A 14,025-nucleotide genomic window follows, 5' to 3' on the forward strand; every position below is an offset into this window, starting at 1 on the left:
TGCGATGGGTTGTGGACCAATCAGGCCAGGAACTGGTCGTTGGTATAAAAACTTGCCAGTTCATAGTTCTCTGCAAGGGCATGAGAACGGCGGACCGCAGCTTCAGCATTGACCATGCCATGGCCAAAAGCATCATCGCGACCTGCAGCTCCTAGATCCATGGCGCTGTGGGTCAACAGATCACGCACGTCGCTGCCTGAGAGGCAAGTGTTTTCAGACCAAACCAAAGCAGCAACACCGGCCACATTTGGGTTGGCACAGGAAGTTCCAGGGAAGTCTGTGATATCGCCGTTTCCATTGACAGCTCTGCTGTCAGTGGGTGCGGAGAGGGTCAGGTCATCACCTTGATTGGAATATCCAGCGATTTGAGTGCCGGTAACATTGGTGATGTTGTCGATCTCATCAGTTGCTGTGAACTGAACAGCGCCGACGCTCGCAATGTTCCCAAAGTCGGTTTGGAAATGTGCAAGATTGTGAGTATTGACACCATCTCTGGACGATTCATTTCCTGCCGCGACTGAAAAGAATCCGTAATCTTCTGTTTCAGCCAGAGATTCCATCATTTGTTCTTCGGTAATCGAGTCTGTGTTTCCACTGGGTCCCCAAAGCCCTTCACCAATCCAATGCGCACCATTCTGAAACACAAGCCGTTCATGAGATTCTCTGTCAGCCTTTGCATCTTCAATTGCTCCGTGAAAGCCTGGATCCCAGACTTGATATGCCCACATTTGGCTCCCGGGAGCGATCCCCGCAATTCCCTGCGAATCGTGACGCGCTCCCATGATGCTCATTGAGTGATGGCCATGATCACGAAAGGCAGTATTGGCTTCAGTATTTTTGCTTGTTTTGTTGACGACATGATCAATTTCATCGTCAATGTCATCAGCATTACCAGCAATATCACCAATGCCAGAATCAAGGGAAACCATCACCACATCACTGGAGCCTCGATTGAATCGCCAGGCACCAGAGACATCCATGGCCTGAAGGTTCCACTGCTCTTTGGTGGAATCACTCATATTGGCGCGGACTCGGATGTCACCGTCTTCGCACGAGATTGTTTCAATGCCCTGCAGATAGAGCTCATCTCCGTTGTTGAGATTGAGAACGTCAAAGACAGTGCCGCCGTAGAATGCTTGTTCACCAAGCGCTGCGCCGCCCGCTGCCGATTGCCCCAGTTGGTTAACAGAGCTACCGTTGAATTCAAGGATGTCGTTTTTGTTGATGCCATCGAGCACTAGTGTGTCTGTGCCGCCACGACCGCGGTAAATTCTGCCGGTGTCGTAGGAATCGCCCCAGCTTATATTGTTGTAAGTGAATGTATTTGCTGTGACGTCACCTCGATAACCACTCCCTACATCAAGGGCATCAATCATCGTGATATTTTCATTAAAGTCTTCGAGATTGATGTTGAGTCCGTTAACGTAATTTGCATCAATGTCGACGTCAATATTCCATATGCTGCGTCGGTCAAGTAAGCTGTCAGATGCTTCCAATTGATCCTTGAGATTCACGTAGAAACTGCTTTGATCAAGGTTAAGAGTGGTGCTGCCAAGATCAACAACTTCGCCAGTGGATGATTTGGTGGCAGAAACTGTCGCCGATACCGAGCCAGGCAAGTTGAAGCTAATGCCCCCCCAGAGATTGATTTCAGGAGCCTGGTTGTTGATAAGGTTGTTGAGGTAGGTCTTGTTGTAGCTGATTTCCAGTGCACCATCTTCAAAGACTTCCTTTTTGGATGCATCGCCTGATGCGTCAAAGATGCGTTGTATGCCGAACACTGAATCCAGATTCAGATTGCGGTCAAAGTAATGCTCCCTCCTGATGAGATTTGTTTGGGGGTTGTTTCGACCGATGGCAGCTTGGGTGATCCCATTACTGGACTCTTGTCTCCAGGCAACACGATCATCAATGATTCCTCGGCTGAGCTCAGGGAAAACGCCTCCTTCTGTTTCGGTTTCTATTCCGTTGGATTTGCTGTGCATTAAGACATTGCTTTTGAACGGATCTCTCTGCTCCTGTCTATTTGCTTCCTCAAAGTCTTGACCCAAAGTTTTAGAGGCCTTGTCTGACTTCTTGAAGTCTGTATTGCCTGTGCTCTCGAATCCAATTGGATCCCTGTCAAGTCCAATGCTTTTCAATGACCTTGACCATGATTTTGCTGCACTTGGTTGTCTGCGACCAACCTTTGCCCACTGTGTTGAATCAGCCTCAAAGCGTGCTTCACCATTAAGTCGAGAGTTGAAACTGGTCTGTGCTCGTGACTCGAACTCGTTGGCTTCCTGGCCGTTTTGCTCGCCGCGGGTGTTGTCGAGGCGCTCCGCTTTGTTGAATCGGTTTGTTTGGAAGCGACGTCGTCTCGGGGCTTGAAAATAGGATTGAAATCGGTTCAGAAAAATCGAATTGGTGTTGAACATCGGAGGAGAGTGATGTGGAGATTGATCTCCGGCGAGTTCACCATCCTTCTGATTGCAGGTTGATGCGTTGATTGACATCAACGACAGCTGTGATCTTGCTCACAACGTGACTCGGTGCTGTGCTGAATAGTGCGCATTCCTCGGTTGTGCCTGCGCTGAAATCATGTCTCGTTTCTGGAGACTGTCCTTTGGACCCTCCCGGTGAACTTCAGTCACCCTCTGATTGCTGGCACGCCAGCATGAGATGACCGTTTGTTGCAACACCCATGGCTGATCCCGCAGTGTTTCAGCAGGCACTCAGCTGGTCTGCATTGGCTGCACTTGCTCCGCCTGCAGCTGAGCGCATCGAGGGTCCTGCCAATGCTCAGGCCACGTTGCGCCTGTTCGGTCAGCTGGAGGAATCGGTTCGGGTCACACTGTTCCGCGATCACCACGCCTGGTGTCCGTACTGCCAGAAAGTGTGGCTCTGGCTTGAGTTCCGCCGGATTCCGTATCGAATCCGCAAGGTCACCATGCGCTGCTATGGCCCGAAGGAGCACTGGTTCACGGAGCTCGTGCCTTCCGGGATGCTCCCGGCTTTGGAGCTTGATGGCCGGCTGATTACCGAAAGTGATCGCATCCTGGAGTCGCTGGAACGCAGCTTCGGTCCTGTCGGCGCTCCCATGGCCGACCACAGAGTGCGTCGGCTTCGCGATCTGGAGCGCCTGCTGTTCAGGGCCTGGTGCATCTGGTTGTGCACCCCCGGTCTCGGAGAGGGCCAGGAACGTCAGGCTCGTATTCAGTTCCAGGGTGTGGCCAAACAGATGGAGCAGGCGCTCGCCAGCGGGGGAGGTCGCTGGCTGGATCCCGATGCACCGGATGGTCCGATCCCAGGCACAGCCGACCTGGTGTTCATTCCCTACGTGGAACGGATGAATGCCTCACTCGCTTATTTCAAGGGCTTTGCCTTGCGCCAGGAGCATCCCGGAATTGATCATTGGCTCACTGCACTGGAGCAACTGGAGACCTATCGAGGTACCCAGAGCGACGTGCACACCCATGCCCATGACCTGCCGCCGCAGATGGGTGGCTGCTGGGCTGATGGCAGTCAGGACCAGCAGCGGATGGCTCATGCTGTGGATTGCGGTGCAGGACTTGATGAGCTCGAAAGTCGCTGGAGCTCGTCAGGCGCAGCGGTGTCGCCGCGGGGGCGTGCGTTGGAGAGAGTGCTGAGGCATCGCAGCACTCTCCTGGCCCGAAGTCCCCTGGGGGATCGCTTCGACCAACCACTGAGAGCCGCACTGAGTGCGATGGTTCTGGAACAACCTGTGGAACCGGAGAGTGGATCGGCTGCAGCTCTGCGCTATCTGCGCGATCGGATCTCCGTGCCCCGCGACATGCCGCTGGAGAGTGCCAGGGTGCTGAGGCAGAGTCTCGAGTCCACTGCCGCACTCGATGGTGATCAGCATGCTGATGCACTGCCGTTCGAGCATCGTTTCGATCAGGACCCCAGACCGTTCTTGGACCCATCACAGCTGATGCGTTGACGTAGTCACTGGAGCCAATGCCAGAACATTCCGGAGGCTCTTTCCGATCAAAAAGCATCGTCTTGGCAGCGGATCTCAACCACCGGTTCAAAGGCACTGGCTCAACTCTTGAACCCGATCCTTCCGATCACCCGACCCGGATCGGTCAACAAGCGACCGATCATTGCGAATGGGTATACAGGGATACCAGATCAGCAATTTCAGGGTCAATGCACCATATATGGCGTTGACGAGCCTCGTGAGTGATCCCAAGATGTGTTTCCCCATCACCCTGGCCCGGCTGCACTAGCAGTGGGGTCTTTTTATTGATCTGCTGGGTTTGGGCTGGGACGAAACTCTTTTCCTGATCAGAGTCAGAGGTGCGACCGTCCACGAAGGTTCGGTTTTAGGAACTTTGCCTGCATCCCCACCTGATCGACGCTGAATGCAGCTCAAGCAAAGCGATGACAACAAAATTGGCTGCTGCAAGCAACTTTCTTCAAAAGCAATGCAGCAATGTGCTGCTGTGTGCCGGTGTGATCGGCACCACGGCATTGGCAATGGCACCAGCAGCGGAGGCAAAAAATAACCACCACCACCGCCACCACCATCACCACAACCAGCATGAGCTGAGGCAGTTGCGCCGTGACATCCGTCATGACACGCGTGTCTACAGGCATGCACGCAGGGCTTATCAACGTGATGTCAATCGTTATCCCCGCGTGATGCCTGCCTATGGCTACGGCCCTGGTTACGTCTATGGAACACCTGCAGGCTTTGGGATTCAACTGCGCTTCTGACCGCTATTCGGGATGCCTGATGTTTCAAGCAGGGGTCGGTGAGCAGTGTGATTTCGCCATCCCGGCGAAATGACCAATCAACATCGCCACCAAGTTGACCGACAGCCCTCAAGGACTTCGAAGCTTGCGGCTATGAACCACGAGTCGCTGAACAGATTCAGACCTCTTTTCGACAGGCAAGTTCTGTCACTTCAGATCTCCAGCACTGGTGGGCTCTAGGCAGTGGGTTGAGCTGGAACCCTGAGTTTTGCAAGGAGACGGCTAACCGCCGCTCCGCAATCTGCCATTCAGGAGCAGGGCATGCGGTTGAGTTTCAGATGGATCGCGCCACTGGGAACCAATCAGTAGCGAGGGCTACCACTAGTCCCAACCTGCCTGTGCCCTGTTTGTTTCTCAAACGTCTTTGCTCTTTGCGGGTCCTGTGAGACTTCAAGGGATAAGCCTTGCTGATGACATGTTGTCCTGTGGAAAAGAAAGGTGGTTTTCCACCAATCTCCGGGGTTTTTCCACAGGAAATCTGCGCAACCCCTTTTAAAAAAGAAAGTCTGTGGTTTTTGACCCGGGTGCCATTCGCCGCTTGACAGAAGAGCGTGCTCGCTTGGAAGGGAAAGATTCGATTGCACCGCCAAGCCAAACACCCCTGCAAATAAATGAGTCTCACGTGAGACCAGGAATTCCTGGCAATTCTGCGAGCGCTTTGACGTCAGCCTGGATTCATGGCTTTGTGGTGGCGAAAAGACGGATGTCCAAAGACTGAATGGATCGCAACCAACTGGAAAGCTGCATCAATCCCTCGTTGGCAAGGGCCTCTGCAGATGAGACGCCCTATGTGAGCCTGGAATCTGAAATACCTGAAGTCCTGTTCGCTGCAATGAAGGGTTTCATTGGTGCCAACCCCAACTGGGATCAATATCAGGTGATGAGTTCAGCGTTGGCGCGATTTCTCTACCAGAATGGCTGTAGTGAGAGAGCTGTGACTGAGCGCTATCTCGATGACTTGTTCACGACAACAACCTCTCAGTCACAGACCAAAAAGGAAGACATCCGAACTGCTTGAAATTCAAATTTCTGGTCATGACCTCAGTCGATTCAATGGCTGATAGACCCGAGTGAAGTGGTGCCTTTCAATCAGAGAGCTCAGCCATTCAGTGGCCGGTGAAGGTTGACGTTCTGCTTCTTCATTGCCATGGCTGGTAACTTTGGATTCACTCGTTCCTTCGAGCAGCTCTGTCGATCAATGCCCGCTTGGATCAATTCGATTCTCGTATGACACTTATGGGGAGCAGGTGTCATTCCCAGTGGCGATTTCCTGCACTGTCTGTGTGAAGAAGTTCAGAACTTTCCTGTTGTCGAAAATCTCCATATGGCTGATCTTCGCAAACTCTTTTATTTCGCATTCTGGGTTTCTTAACCACACGCGGGGAGCCCGATTCATCCAATGGCTATCGCCTTGATCGCCCAAGGTTGTGATTAATTCCGGTCCATTCTGTGAGTAAAACCCACCACATTGAGGATTTGTGCAATTTGGATTAGGGGCATGCTCTCGAGCAAAAACAAACCCTGCCGTTGTCGGCAGACCCGTTCCGAAAACGACACGGGTCGGCACAGCTAGTGGCTCATGATCTCGTGCGCCCTGCAGGAACCAAGTCTGCTTGTCCAGTGCGTAACGATCAGCCGCCTTTGCAACCGCCAATGCACCTGCCTCTCGCAACAGAGCACTTGAATCTCTGGCCCGATAGGAGCTCTGACCCCAGCGATACAAAATTTTTTCTCCGTAAACGCTGCTTTGTAGACCGAGTGCGAGCTCCCCAACCCATGTCATGTCCGAAGGTGACGCCACATGGTTGTTGCTGTCCCAGCTCCATTGCTTCTGGAATGCCCAGCGCAAGCAATCGCTGCACCCGGAAAACTGGCCAGCGAATGAGAAGAACAGTCCCACATGCTGAGCAACCCAAACCGGATCCTGCGTACGCAGAAATTGATAGGCCAAAAGACACCCTTGGCTATGGCAAGCAAGCGTGACTTTCGTGCCATTGCTCTGTTAGACGTGGCCGATGATCAGGTTTTTGAGATCTGCTACAAATCTGGTTTCACCTGGTGGATATCGGTAATCAAAGGGGATGCAAGCCAGATTTTTTTGGTTTCCCAGCCCTCGGAGACAAGACTCTCCACCATGCCTCCGTAACGAGGACATTCACGTGCGAAATCCCGGCCGATTGAAACTGGCCTGACCCGAACCCCTCGACGGCTCCGTGCTGATCCATCCGCATCAATCCTGAGCTTGAGCCAGTCCTGTACAAAACCCACATCCGCCGCCTCCAATCCACTTCCTCGGGCATAGTCCAGAGCATTGGCCACCGGAGGGCTGAATCCGGCAAAAACTGCGTCTGGATTCATCGCAGGGAGCAGAAAATTGAAGTTCGCTTCGGGTCGCCCCTCTCTCAACCTCCACATGCAGTGCGTTCATCCCGTAGCCGGGTACGAAAATGATCGTCGGCAGAGGCTTCCGGTCTGAACTTGTGCTTCCGCAGGACACCAATCCAAGCAACAGCAGGGACAGTGATCGGAGTGCTGTGGATCGATGCTTGATCATTCCTGCGCATTGCCTGACCGGTGACACGTCAGATTCACGATTGGAGGTTTTGCTCGTGAAGGCAATCCTTGATTAGACCGATGCCAAGGCCTTGATTACCGCCTGGGGGTGAGACCCCGCCAACCGCCTGAGCAGAGGACGTCTCAAGCCTGAAGCTTCACCCCCCTGCCTGTCTCCATCAGTGATGGGGTGAACAATGCATCAGCTCCCTCGGTCAAAGGCTGGGATAGGCGTTTGCTAAAGCCCAAAGAGCCCAGGCTGCGACGTAAGTGAAGGTCAGCGTTGCCCAGGCCGCAGTGATTGAGCTGGAGCGCTTGGACATTGGTAGCTGGATTTTTCTCGCCATCAATGGAGGTCAGAGATTTCCCATTGCTCGCTAGATCCTGCCCAATCGCCCACCCATGTCTGTAAGTTCTGACTCAGCGGGTCTACTCGGCCATGGCGATTCAGGCCTCATCCCGTTCCCCAGCAGGCTCATCGAGTTGAACCGATCGATCGAGCGGGTAAGTCCGCAACCTGTTGCAAGGTGGAGGGGATTCCAGGCTGGCTGATGACCACGATTACTTTGCTGGGTACTGGTCTCCTGGGCGCTGCGATCGGCCAACGGCTGCTCCAGGTCGGTTTCACGCTGAACGTGTGGAATCGCAACCCCGCTCGCTGTGCTGTGCTTTTGGAGGCAGGGGCCCAGCAGCTGAATCATCCCGGCCAGGGGCTGGAGGCTTCATCGGTGGTGGTCACAGTGCTGCGCGATGGCCCCGTCACCGCGGAGATTGTCCGCAGCCTCGGTTCTCTGGGGGGGAGGTGCGTCGTGCCGATGGGCACCATGGGGATCAGTGAAAGTGTTGCCCTAGCTGAGCAGGTGCGCCTTCAGGGGGGCTCCTATCTGGAAGCTCCTGTGTTGGGTAGTCGTCCGGAGGCGTTGAAAGGCAGCTTATTGGTGATGGCCGGTGGCGATTCGAAGGTGTATGACGCTCAGTTGCCCCTGCTTCGGCAGCTGGCATCTGAGCCGCGTTTGATGGGTGCCGTGGGTACGGGTGCTGCCTCGAAGCTGGCTCTCAATCAGCTGATCGCCAGCCTCACCCATGGATATTCACTGGCGTTGCGTCTGGTTCAAGCCTCAGGTCTGGACGTCGATCGCTTCATGGAAGTGCTGCGCCCTTCAGCTCTTTATGCCCCCACCGTCGATAAGAAGCTGGTGAGGATGATGTCTCACCAATACGGCGATCCCAACTTCAGCACCAGTCTGCTGCGCAAGGATCTTCTGCTGTTTCTGCGTGAGGCGCGATTGGCGGGGGTGAATGCCACGGCTCTGGACGGACTCGCAAACTTGCTCGAAGGCGCTGTTGACACCGATCTGGACGCCGGCGATTATTCCGCCCTTCATGAACTGACGGATGGACGCTGAGTCGACGGTTGTGTTCAGGCTCAGCTGAGGTACCAGTGGATCAGGTCCATCACCTGACCGGCGGGACCATGTCCGGTGATGCATTCGCCGACGATCGCGGCTGCGAATCCCACCATGGCGGTACGCCCATTGATGCGCTCAACAATTTCCAGCGCCGAGGTGTTCCAGGGACGACTGGTGGTGAGACTTTCTCCGAAGGCTTCGATGGGTTCGTATTGATATTGCTGGTCGGGCATGGGACAAGGCGCTTGTGCGGGAAAGAAGCTTATGCAATGTCCGCAGGAATCTGAATAGTGTGATTTGCCTCCATGCCACCTGCTGCTGTGAACGTTGATCGTCTGCGTGAACTGTTCACGAAGCCCTACGGCATGCCTGCTCCAACTGAGGAGCAATGGCGAGAGCTGTACGACGAGAACGTGCGCTTCAAGGATCCAACTCAGGAGCGTCAGGGCATCAAGGCCTATGTCGAAGCGCAGGACGGATTGATGCGGCGTTGCGATGACGTGTACCTCACCCCTGGCGCCATCGCGGTGGAGGGGGACACTGCATTTGTGGAATGGGAGATGGGACTCAAGATCAAGGGGATCGAGTTCGTCTATCCAGGTACCACTCGCCTGCTCTTCAACGCTGAAGGCAAAGTTGAGGATCACAGAGACTATTTTGATTTCGTGGGCCCCACGTTTGAGCCTGTTCCCGTGGTTGGTGGTTTTGTGCGCTGGCTTTACAAGCGGTTTGTTGACTGAGATCGGCTCAGTTTCCAGAACAGGAGACTGATGGTCGCAGCCCCAAAACCGAGGAACAAAGTGATGAGAGCTTCGCTGTCCATGTCAAGCACTCGTAACGTTGCTTCATTATGTGGCATTTGGGCGGAGCTGTGTTGCTGGCCTTGAGTGAGTATATCTGCTCATTTTTGCCCTGATCCGTTCTTTCGGCACACGATGTCGGGGAGTGGTCTCTTACGTTTCGTAAACTATCTTTTATTTCTGTGATCAGGGCAATCCTCACTAAGCCGTTCCTTGCAGACGTCGGCCTCCTTGTGCTTCGGGTTTTCACCGGAGTGCTCCTGATTCATCATGGCTACGAGAAGCTCGCCAACATCGATAACTTCGCTGACGCGTTTGTCCGTCCTCTCGGACTTCCATTCCCGATCACGCTCTCTTACATCGCAGCTTTCTCGGAAGTTGGTGGCAGCTGGCTGCTGATCACTGGATTGCTGACACGCTTCGGGGCCCTGGCCATCCTCGGAACAATGAGCGTGGCCATCTACCACGCTGTCAGCACGTCGGGTTTCAACATTTATTTGCTTGAGCTGCTGGGTCTGTACTTCGCTTCTGTGGCAGCAATCCTCGCAGTTGGTCCCGGCCGATTGTCTGTTGACGAGTTGATCGCCCGACGTTTTGCTCCGGACACTCGTTCTCAGGCTGATCGTCTTGAAGCTGCCTTTGTCGCCAATAACGAGCAAGCTGAAGCAGTCAAACCTGATGTCGTTGCTGACGGAGTCAGCTGAATCTGTCTCGCCCTGCTTCAGTACACAGACTGAGGCAGGGTGAAACCACTGTTCATATGCTCAAAATCGAGCATCACCCAACTGACCCAGATCACCAGGGCAATTACGCCGGATACAGCAGCGAAGCGAGCGAAATTGCGGGCAATCAGCTCAAACATGCTGATCTCCTTCATGGGCTTAGGGCAGGGACCTTCATTTTGCTTGATTTGTCGCTTCGCTGATGCCCTTCCAGCTCGACACTCCCACACTCAGCCTGCTTCTGTTTGGATCGGTTTTCGCTGGTCTTCAGGTGTGGTGGATTGGATCGCTGGTGATTCGCAACAACCGCCGTCGCGGCGAGAGACCTCTCAGCACTCAGCAGTTCCGCCGCGATCTGGAACGTATCTTTCGAGAGGAATCCTGATCGAGCCGACCTGAGATGTGCGGTCGTTTTGCCCTCTCGACGCCCTTGCACAAGTTGCCTCCTGTTTTGTTTGACGGGATGGCTGAGGACCATCGCACTCGCTATGCACCAAGGGACATGATTGTTCCTGGTGAGCCCCTGCTGGCCTGTCGGTGTGATCAGTCCGGTCCTGAGGCATCGTTGATGCTCTGGGGACTGATCCCAGGCTGGTTGAAGGACCCCTCCACCGGCCCCAGGCCCTTCAATGCCCGTGCGGAAACGGTTGCTGACAAGCCCAGTTTTCGAGGGTCCTGGCGTCATCGACGCTGTCTGATCCCTGCCAGTTGTTTCTTCGAAAAAGGTTGCACCATCAGGCGCATTGATCGCCAACCTTTCTGGCTTGCTGGTCTCTGGGAGCGTTGGCTGGGGAGTGACGGCAGTGAGGTTGATACCTGCACTGTCCTCACCACGATTCCGAATGCGCTCGTCAAACCCCTGCACCACCGGATGCCCGTTCTGATTCCGGAGGGATTGGAGGAAGCCTGGATGGCTTCCCTTGACGGCCAGCAGCTGAAAGCTCTTGAACCGCTGCTCGCTCCATGGGACCCGAGTGGCTGGGAAGTGGTTTCAGATCGGGCCGATGGTCAGCTTTCGTTGCTGCCTGCCCTGCAAACCTGATCCATGTGTTGACGCAATGCTGATATCAGCAGCGTCCATTGAGTCTTGATGGCCTGTGAAGCCGCAATCTTGAAAGCATTGTCAGCAGTTGTGCAGGGAGTTGTTGCCAGGTTTTCCTCTCATACAACGATTGACTTCTCCCTTACTGGTTTTTCGATCATCTTCTTGATGCTGACCTGGGTAATGGCCAGTCGTTGAGTTGTTAACTTCAGCAGGCGATTCAGACTCTGATCGTTCTTGGGTGGCGTAAGACATCCATGATTCTTATTCATTCGGGTGCTGTCTGAATCCATCGATCAACAGCAGTTGCTGCTTTCAGCAGGCCGGTTAGGTCGTCAAGACCTGCGCCAGTACTCACTTCCGAATCAATTGATTCCCGCTCCTGGCCAAGGAGACCTTGCTGCTTGGAGCAATTGATACGACGCAGGAGTGCGTCGGTATCAAAATCCAATAGGGACTGATGATTATGGCCAACACGCAAGCTACAACTTTTCAGCGTCGCGTTGGAGAAGTGCTCATTGCTCAATTCTCCTCGAAGTTGCTGCTCAATCTGATTTTTCTCCTCACTTGGGTTTGGGGATTGTTCTGGATTGTCAGCGCAGGAGAATCGGATTCCAGTGTTTTCTTTGCGGGTCTGCCTGCCATGCTTCTTGTGGCCGGCGCATGGTTCACCTTTTTGAATAGAGGCTTTGACCGGAAATGAACAGCTCCAATCAGGCTACAACTGAATTGCCGAAGAATTTTCGTGCCTTTGGCTTTGCGTTCTTTATGGCTGGCGCTTTCTTCCATTGCATGGATTTCCTCGGTGTTGAAGACACTTTGATGTGGGGAATGGGGCTTGGCTTCCTGGGGGCATTGCTGTTGTCGTTGTATTTCTGGACGCGGATGGCAGTTAATAAAAAAATCTGGAAATATCTTGTCTAAGTACCGGCTGCTGATCCTGTAGTTGGTTCTGATTGATTCCGAGCTGTTTCTGGGCATTAGAAGTTACTCCTTGGTTAAATCACTCAAGCTTCTTTTGTTTGGAATTGTGGAGTATTTTTGTTGCTCAAATGTCGATTTGCTTATTCCGGAGGTCCTGATGGCCTTCATAGCGAATGTGGTTTGTTGTTCTTTGATTCGCAACTGTTCTGTGGTCCGCAAAGATATCTGTGTGAGTTGTAGCTGGTCGCAGTGATTGCCTGCTTGTGGTGAACCATGATTGACATGGTCTGATTTTGCCGTGGGCACTTGGGGCTTAGGTTAAGGCGATGCTTAGCTATAGATTCCGTGATGGTGTGCAGGTTGATTGGGGTGAGGACAATGTTGTCATCACGGCGCCCTATGCCACGCGACTGAACTCGATCCGACAAAGCCAGCGAATTGATCATCCAGGTGACTCGTTGAAGAGTCTTTTGAAAGATCTGGTGGGAACTGGAGTTGATCGAGAAAATCTTTTAATCTTGGATAATGCGTTCTCCAACAAGACAGAACATCGAGAGCTTCTGAGCGAGCTGGATAGGTTTTATACGAAGGGACTGCTTTTAACTGAAATCAGTGGTTTGGAGGGCGCTGCGATCTGTCTTGCTCCTGTGAAGCCGTTGCTTCATCGCAAGACCGCTCCAGAGGGTATTTATCGCATCAAGTTTTCAAAATTTGTCATTGTTCAACCCTGGGTTGATGGTCTGGAGATTGTCTCGCCTTTAGCAACGGGAGCTGTTCGTCTGAAGGATCAGAGATTGTTTTCGATTCTTTTGCAGCTTGTAGCAGCCTGCGATGAGGCAACAATCAGAGGGTGTCTTCCTGATGATCTTCAGTCGCATTATGCAGATGTGATTTCATTGCTGTTGAGCTCCGGCGTTGCAGGAGTTTGCGATGGACGGGGTGTTGCTGACATTGATCAAGATGCTGTTGAGGCGGGCTGGACGTTTGAAGATCTCGCTTTTCACTGTCACACACGTGAAAAGATGATTGACCTTTGCCGCAATCAAGCACGCCAGACGCCAATCGACAAAAAGCAGTTTCCTGCGAAGCATCAAAGAATCATTCGGGGCAGTACAGCTCTTCCATTGCCATCCAGCGTTAATCACAATCTCAGTTTTTTTCAAGTTGTTCGCGAGCGGAAAACAATACGTGCTTATCAAGAGCAGCCGATTAACGCTGGGCTGCTGAGTGATTTTCTCTGGCACTCCATGCACATCCGTGAGGAAATCTCCTGCGATCCGGGTCTGTCGAGAGCCTATGCAGGCTTGTTGAAACCTGTTGCCAGCGCTGGAGCTCTTCATTCGATAGAGCTGTACCTGTGCATCAACCGATGCATCGGTCTTCAGCCAGGTTTTTATCACTTCGACTCCTCTGATCACTCCCTGGGAAAGCTGTGTGATCTCATCGACCCTTGCTTGCAGATGCTCGAACTGGCTGCGGCCTCAACCTGTCGTGCACCTCAGGCAGCTTCTGTTTCGCCAAGTCAGGGGCAGTTACCTGATGTGCTTGTTGTGATGGCTGCCCGTTACGGCAGAAATGCAAGTCTTCATCAGCAAACAGGATTGTCCTATGCGCTGATCCTCAAAGATGTGGGATCGATTTATCAGCAGCTCTATCTTGTGGCGACGGCTCTGGGACTCGCTCCTTGTGGGCTGAGTTTTGGCAGCAGCGAGTTGTTTCACCAGGCATCAGGCCATCCCGGGTTGCTGGAATGTTCCGTTGGTGAATTCATGATCGGTAACCCACCGTCAAACGCATGGCTTTGAGCCAAAGGC

The 14,025-nt window shown here is 53.3% G+C and carries 17 protein-coding genes and 1 pseudogene; 11 read left to right on the forward strand and 7 right to left on the reverse strand.

Going from position 1 to position 14,025, the window contains the following annotated elements:
- Positions 1–20: 20 nt before the first annotated feature.
- Positions 21–2,495 carry a S8 family serine peptidase gene (locus SIB58_RS03785; protein WP_067326316.1) on the reverse strand — a complete coding sequence of 825 codons (2,475 nt, stop codon included), beginning with the start codon at positions 2,493–2,495 and terminating at the stop codon, positions 21–23.
- Between the two features lie 188 nt (positions 2,496–2,683).
- Between SIB58_RS03785 and SIB58_RS03790 the strand changes: the two genes are divergently transcribed.
- From SIB58_RS03790 to SIB58_RS03800, 3 genes are all read left to right on the forward strand, one after another.
- Positions 2,684–3,943, forward strand: coding sequence for a glutathione S-transferase (locus SIB58_RS03790; protein ID WP_067326313.1), 1,260 nt, complete (start codon positions 2,684–2,686; stop codon positions 3,941–3,943).
- A gap of 443 nt (positions 3,944–4,386) precedes the next feature.
- Entirely contained in the window at positions 4,387–4,722 is a 336-nt protein-coding gene (locus SIB58_RS03795; protein WP_067326310.1) for a hypothetical protein, read from the forward strand.
- A gap of 757 nt (positions 4,723–5,479) precedes the next feature.
- Positions 5,480–5,779 carry a DUF2811 domain-containing protein gene (locus SIB58_RS03800; protein WP_067326307.1) on the forward strand — a complete coding sequence of 100 codons (300 nt, stop codon included), beginning with the start codon at positions 5,480–5,482 and terminating at the stop codon, positions 5,777–5,779.
- Positions 5,780–5,995: 216 nt separating this feature from the next.
- Here SIB58_RS03800 and SIB58_RS03805 read toward each other — a convergent pair whose 3' ends face one another.
- The 3 genes and pseudogenes from SIB58_RS03805 to SIB58_RS03815 all read right to left on the reverse strand — a co-directional run bounded on the left by SIB58_RS03805 (position 5,996) and on the right by SIB58_RS03815 (position 7,119).
- Positions 5,996–6,610: a hypothetical protein gene (locus tag SIB58_RS03805; protein ID WP_414494699.1), complete on the reverse strand. Its 615-nt coding sequence runs from the start codon at positions 6,608–6,610 to the stop codon at positions 5,996–5,998.
- An 18-nt stretch (positions 6,611–6,628) separates the two neighbouring features.
- Positions 6,629–6,748 (reverse strand): annotated as a pseudogene (locus SIB58_RS03810) (lipase/acyltransferase domain-containing protein); the annotation flags it as partial.
- A 50-nt stretch (positions 6,749–6,798) separates the two neighbouring features.
- Positions 6,799–7,119: a hypothetical protein gene (locus SIB58_RS03815; protein ID WP_156486637.1), complete on the reverse strand. Its 321-nt coding sequence runs from the start codon at positions 7,117–7,119 to the stop codon at positions 6,799–6,801.
- Between the two features lie 746 nt (positions 7,120–7,865).
- Between SIB58_RS03815 and SIB58_RS03820 the strand changes: the two genes are divergently transcribed.
- On the forward strand, positions 7,866–8,720 hold the full coding sequence (locus SIB58_RS03820) for an NAD(P)-dependent oxidoreductase (RefSeq protein WP_067326358.1): 855 nt from the start codon (positions 7,866–7,868) through the stop codon (positions 8,718–8,720).
- Between the two features lie 20 nt (positions 8,721–8,740).
- Here the strand turns inward: SIB58_RS03820 and SIB58_RS03825 are convergent, their stop codons facing one another.
- Positions 8,741–8,956 (reverse strand): chlorophyll a/b-binding protein, encoded by a 216-nt coding sequence (locus SIB58_RS03825; RefSeq protein ID WP_067326296.1) that lies wholly within the window; start codon positions 8,954–8,956, stop codon positions 8,741–8,743.
- Positions 8,957–9,028: 72 nt separating this feature from the next.
- Here SIB58_RS03825 and SIB58_RS03830 point away from each other — a divergent pair, with 72 nt between their 5' ends.
- Both SIB58_RS03830 and SIB58_RS03835 read left to right on the forward strand, forming a co-directional pair.
- The gene (locus SIB58_RS03830; RefSeq protein ID WP_067326295.1) at positions 9,029–9,463 is read left to right on the forward strand and encodes a nuclear transport factor 2 family protein; all 435 of its coding nucleotides are present in this window, start codon (positions 9,029–9,031) and stop codon (positions 9,461–9,463) included.
- A gap of 242 nt (positions 9,464–9,705) precedes the next feature.
- Positions 9,706–10,227: a DoxX family protein gene (locus SIB58_RS03835; protein ID WP_066908139.1), complete on the forward strand. Its 522-nt coding sequence runs from the start codon at positions 9,706–9,708 to the stop codon at positions 10,225–10,227.
- Between the two features lie 17 nt (positions 10,228–10,244).
- Here SIB58_RS03835 and SIB58_RS03840 read toward each other — a convergent pair whose 3' ends face one another.
- Positions 10,245–10,400: a hypothetical protein gene (locus SIB58_RS03840; RefSeq protein WP_197461129.1), complete on the reverse strand. Its 156-nt coding sequence runs from the start codon at positions 10,398–10,400 to the stop codon at positions 10,245–10,247.
- Between the two features lie 47 nt (positions 10,401–10,447).
- On the opposite strand from SIB58_RS03840, the gene SIB58_RS03845 reads away from it, so the two are divergent.
- Positions 10,448–10,630 carry a hypothetical protein gene (locus tag SIB58_RS03845; RefSeq protein WP_066908136.1) on the forward strand — a complete coding sequence of 61 codons (183 nt, stop codon included), beginning with the start codon at positions 10,448–10,450 and terminating at the stop codon, positions 10,628–10,630.
- A 15-nt stretch (positions 10,631–10,645) separates the two neighbouring features.
- Complete coding sequence (locus tag SIB58_RS03850; protein WP_067326292.1) at positions 10,646–11,287, forward strand: SOS response-associated peptidase; 642 nt, start codon at positions 10,646–10,648, stop codon at positions 11,285–11,287.
- Between the two features lie 268 nt (positions 11,288–11,555).
- Here SIB58_RS03850 and SIB58_RS03855 read toward each other — a convergent pair whose 3' ends face one another.
- Complete coding sequence (locus tag SIB58_RS03855; RefSeq protein WP_067326289.1) at positions 11,556–11,738, reverse strand: hypothetical protein; 183 nt, start codon at positions 11,736–11,738, stop codon at positions 11,556–11,558.
- A 15-nt stretch (positions 11,739–11,753) separates the two neighbouring features.
- Between SIB58_RS03855 and SIB58_RS03860 the strand changes: the two genes are divergently transcribed.
- From SIB58_RS03860 to SIB58_RS03870, 3 genes are all read left to right on the forward strand, one after another.
- Positions 11,754–11,990: a hypothetical protein gene (locus SIB58_RS03860; RefSeq protein ID WP_066908127.1), complete on the forward strand. Its 237-nt coding sequence runs from the start codon at positions 11,754–11,756 to the stop codon at positions 11,988–11,990.
- Entirely contained in the window at positions 11,987–12,211 is a 225-nt protein-coding gene (locus SIB58_RS03865; protein ID WP_066908124.1) for a hypothetical protein, read from the forward strand. Before SIB58_RS03860 ends, SIB58_RS03865 begins: the two co-directional genes overlap by 4 nt.
- 1,022 nt (positions 12,212–13,233) lie before the next feature.
- Positions 13,234–14,016, forward strand: coding sequence for a SagB family peptide dehydrogenase (locus SIB58_RS03870; protein WP_414494892.1), 783 nt, complete (start codon positions 13,234–13,236; stop codon positions 14,014–14,016).
- Positions 14,017–14,025: the final 9 nt, after the last annotated feature.

It is taken from the genome of Synechococcus sp. MIT S9504 (assembly GCF_047497135.1).
In the GTDB taxonomy this organism is placed as follows: domain Bacteria; phylum Cyanobacteriota; class Cyanobacteriia; order PCC-6307; family Cyanobiaceae; genus Synechococcus_C.

What these genes read in the sequence shown, in the direction of transcription:
- SIB58_RS03800 (WP_067326307.1), top strand. Translation starts at nt 5,480, where the DNA reads ATGGATCGCAACCAACTGGAAAGCTGCATCAATCCCTCGTTGGCAAGG.
- SIB58_RS03860 (WP_066908127.1), top strand. Translation starts at nt 11,754, where the DNA reads ATGGCCAACACGCAAGCTACAACTTTTCAGCGTCGCGTTGGAGAAGTG.
- SIB58_RS03820 (WP_067326358.1), top strand. Translation starts at nt 7,866, where the DNA reads ATGACCACGATTACTTTGCTGGGTACTGGTCTCCTGGGCGCTGCGATC.
- SIB58_RS03790 (WP_067326313.1), top strand. Translation starts at nt 2,684, where the DNA reads ATGGCTGATCCCGCAGTGTTTCAGCAGGCACTCAGCTGGTCTGCATTG.
- SIB58_RS03785 (WP_067326316.1), bottom strand. Translation starts at nt 2,495, where the DNA reads ATGTCAATCAACGCATCAACCTGCAATCAGAAGGATGGTGAACTCGCC.
- SIB58_RS03840 (WP_197461129.1), bottom strand. Translation starts at nt 10,400, where the DNA reads ATGAAGGAGATCAGCATGTTTGAGCTGATTGCCCGCAATTTCGCTCGC.
- SIB58_RS03850 (WP_067326292.1), top strand. Translation starts at nt 10,646, where the DNA reads ATGTGCGGTCGTTTTGCCCTCTCGACGCCCTTGCACAAGTTGCCTCCT.
- SIB58_RS03830 (WP_067326295.1), top strand. Translation starts at nt 9,029, where the DNA reads ATGCCACCTGCTGCTGTGAACGTTGATCGTCTGCGTGAACTGTTCACG.
- SIB58_RS03870 (WP_414494892.1), top strand. Translation starts at nt 13,234, where the DNA reads ATGATTGACCTTTGCCGCAATCAAGCACGCCAGACGCCAATCGACAAA.
- SIB58_RS03865 (WP_066908124.1), top strand. Translation starts at nt 11,987, where the DNA reads ATGAACAGCTCCAATCAGGCTACAACTGAATTGCCGAAGAATTTTCGT.
- SIB58_RS03845 (WP_066908136.1), top strand. Translation starts at nt 10,448, where the DNA reads ATGCCCTTCCAGCTCGACACTCCCACACTCAGCCTGCTTCTGTTTGGA.
- SIB58_RS03795 (WP_067326310.1), top strand. Translation starts at nt 4,387, where the DNA reads ATGACAACAAAATTGGCTGCTGCAAGCAACTTTCTTCAAAAGCAATGC.
- SIB58_RS03825 (WP_067326296.1), bottom strand. Translation starts at nt 8,956, where the DNA reads ATGCCCGACCAGCAATATCAATACGAACCCATCGAAGCCTTCGGAGAA.
- SIB58_RS03815 (WP_156486637.1), bottom strand. Translation starts at nt 7,119, where the DNA reads ATGAATCCAGACGCAGTTTTTGCCGGATTCAGCCCTCCGGTGGCCAAT.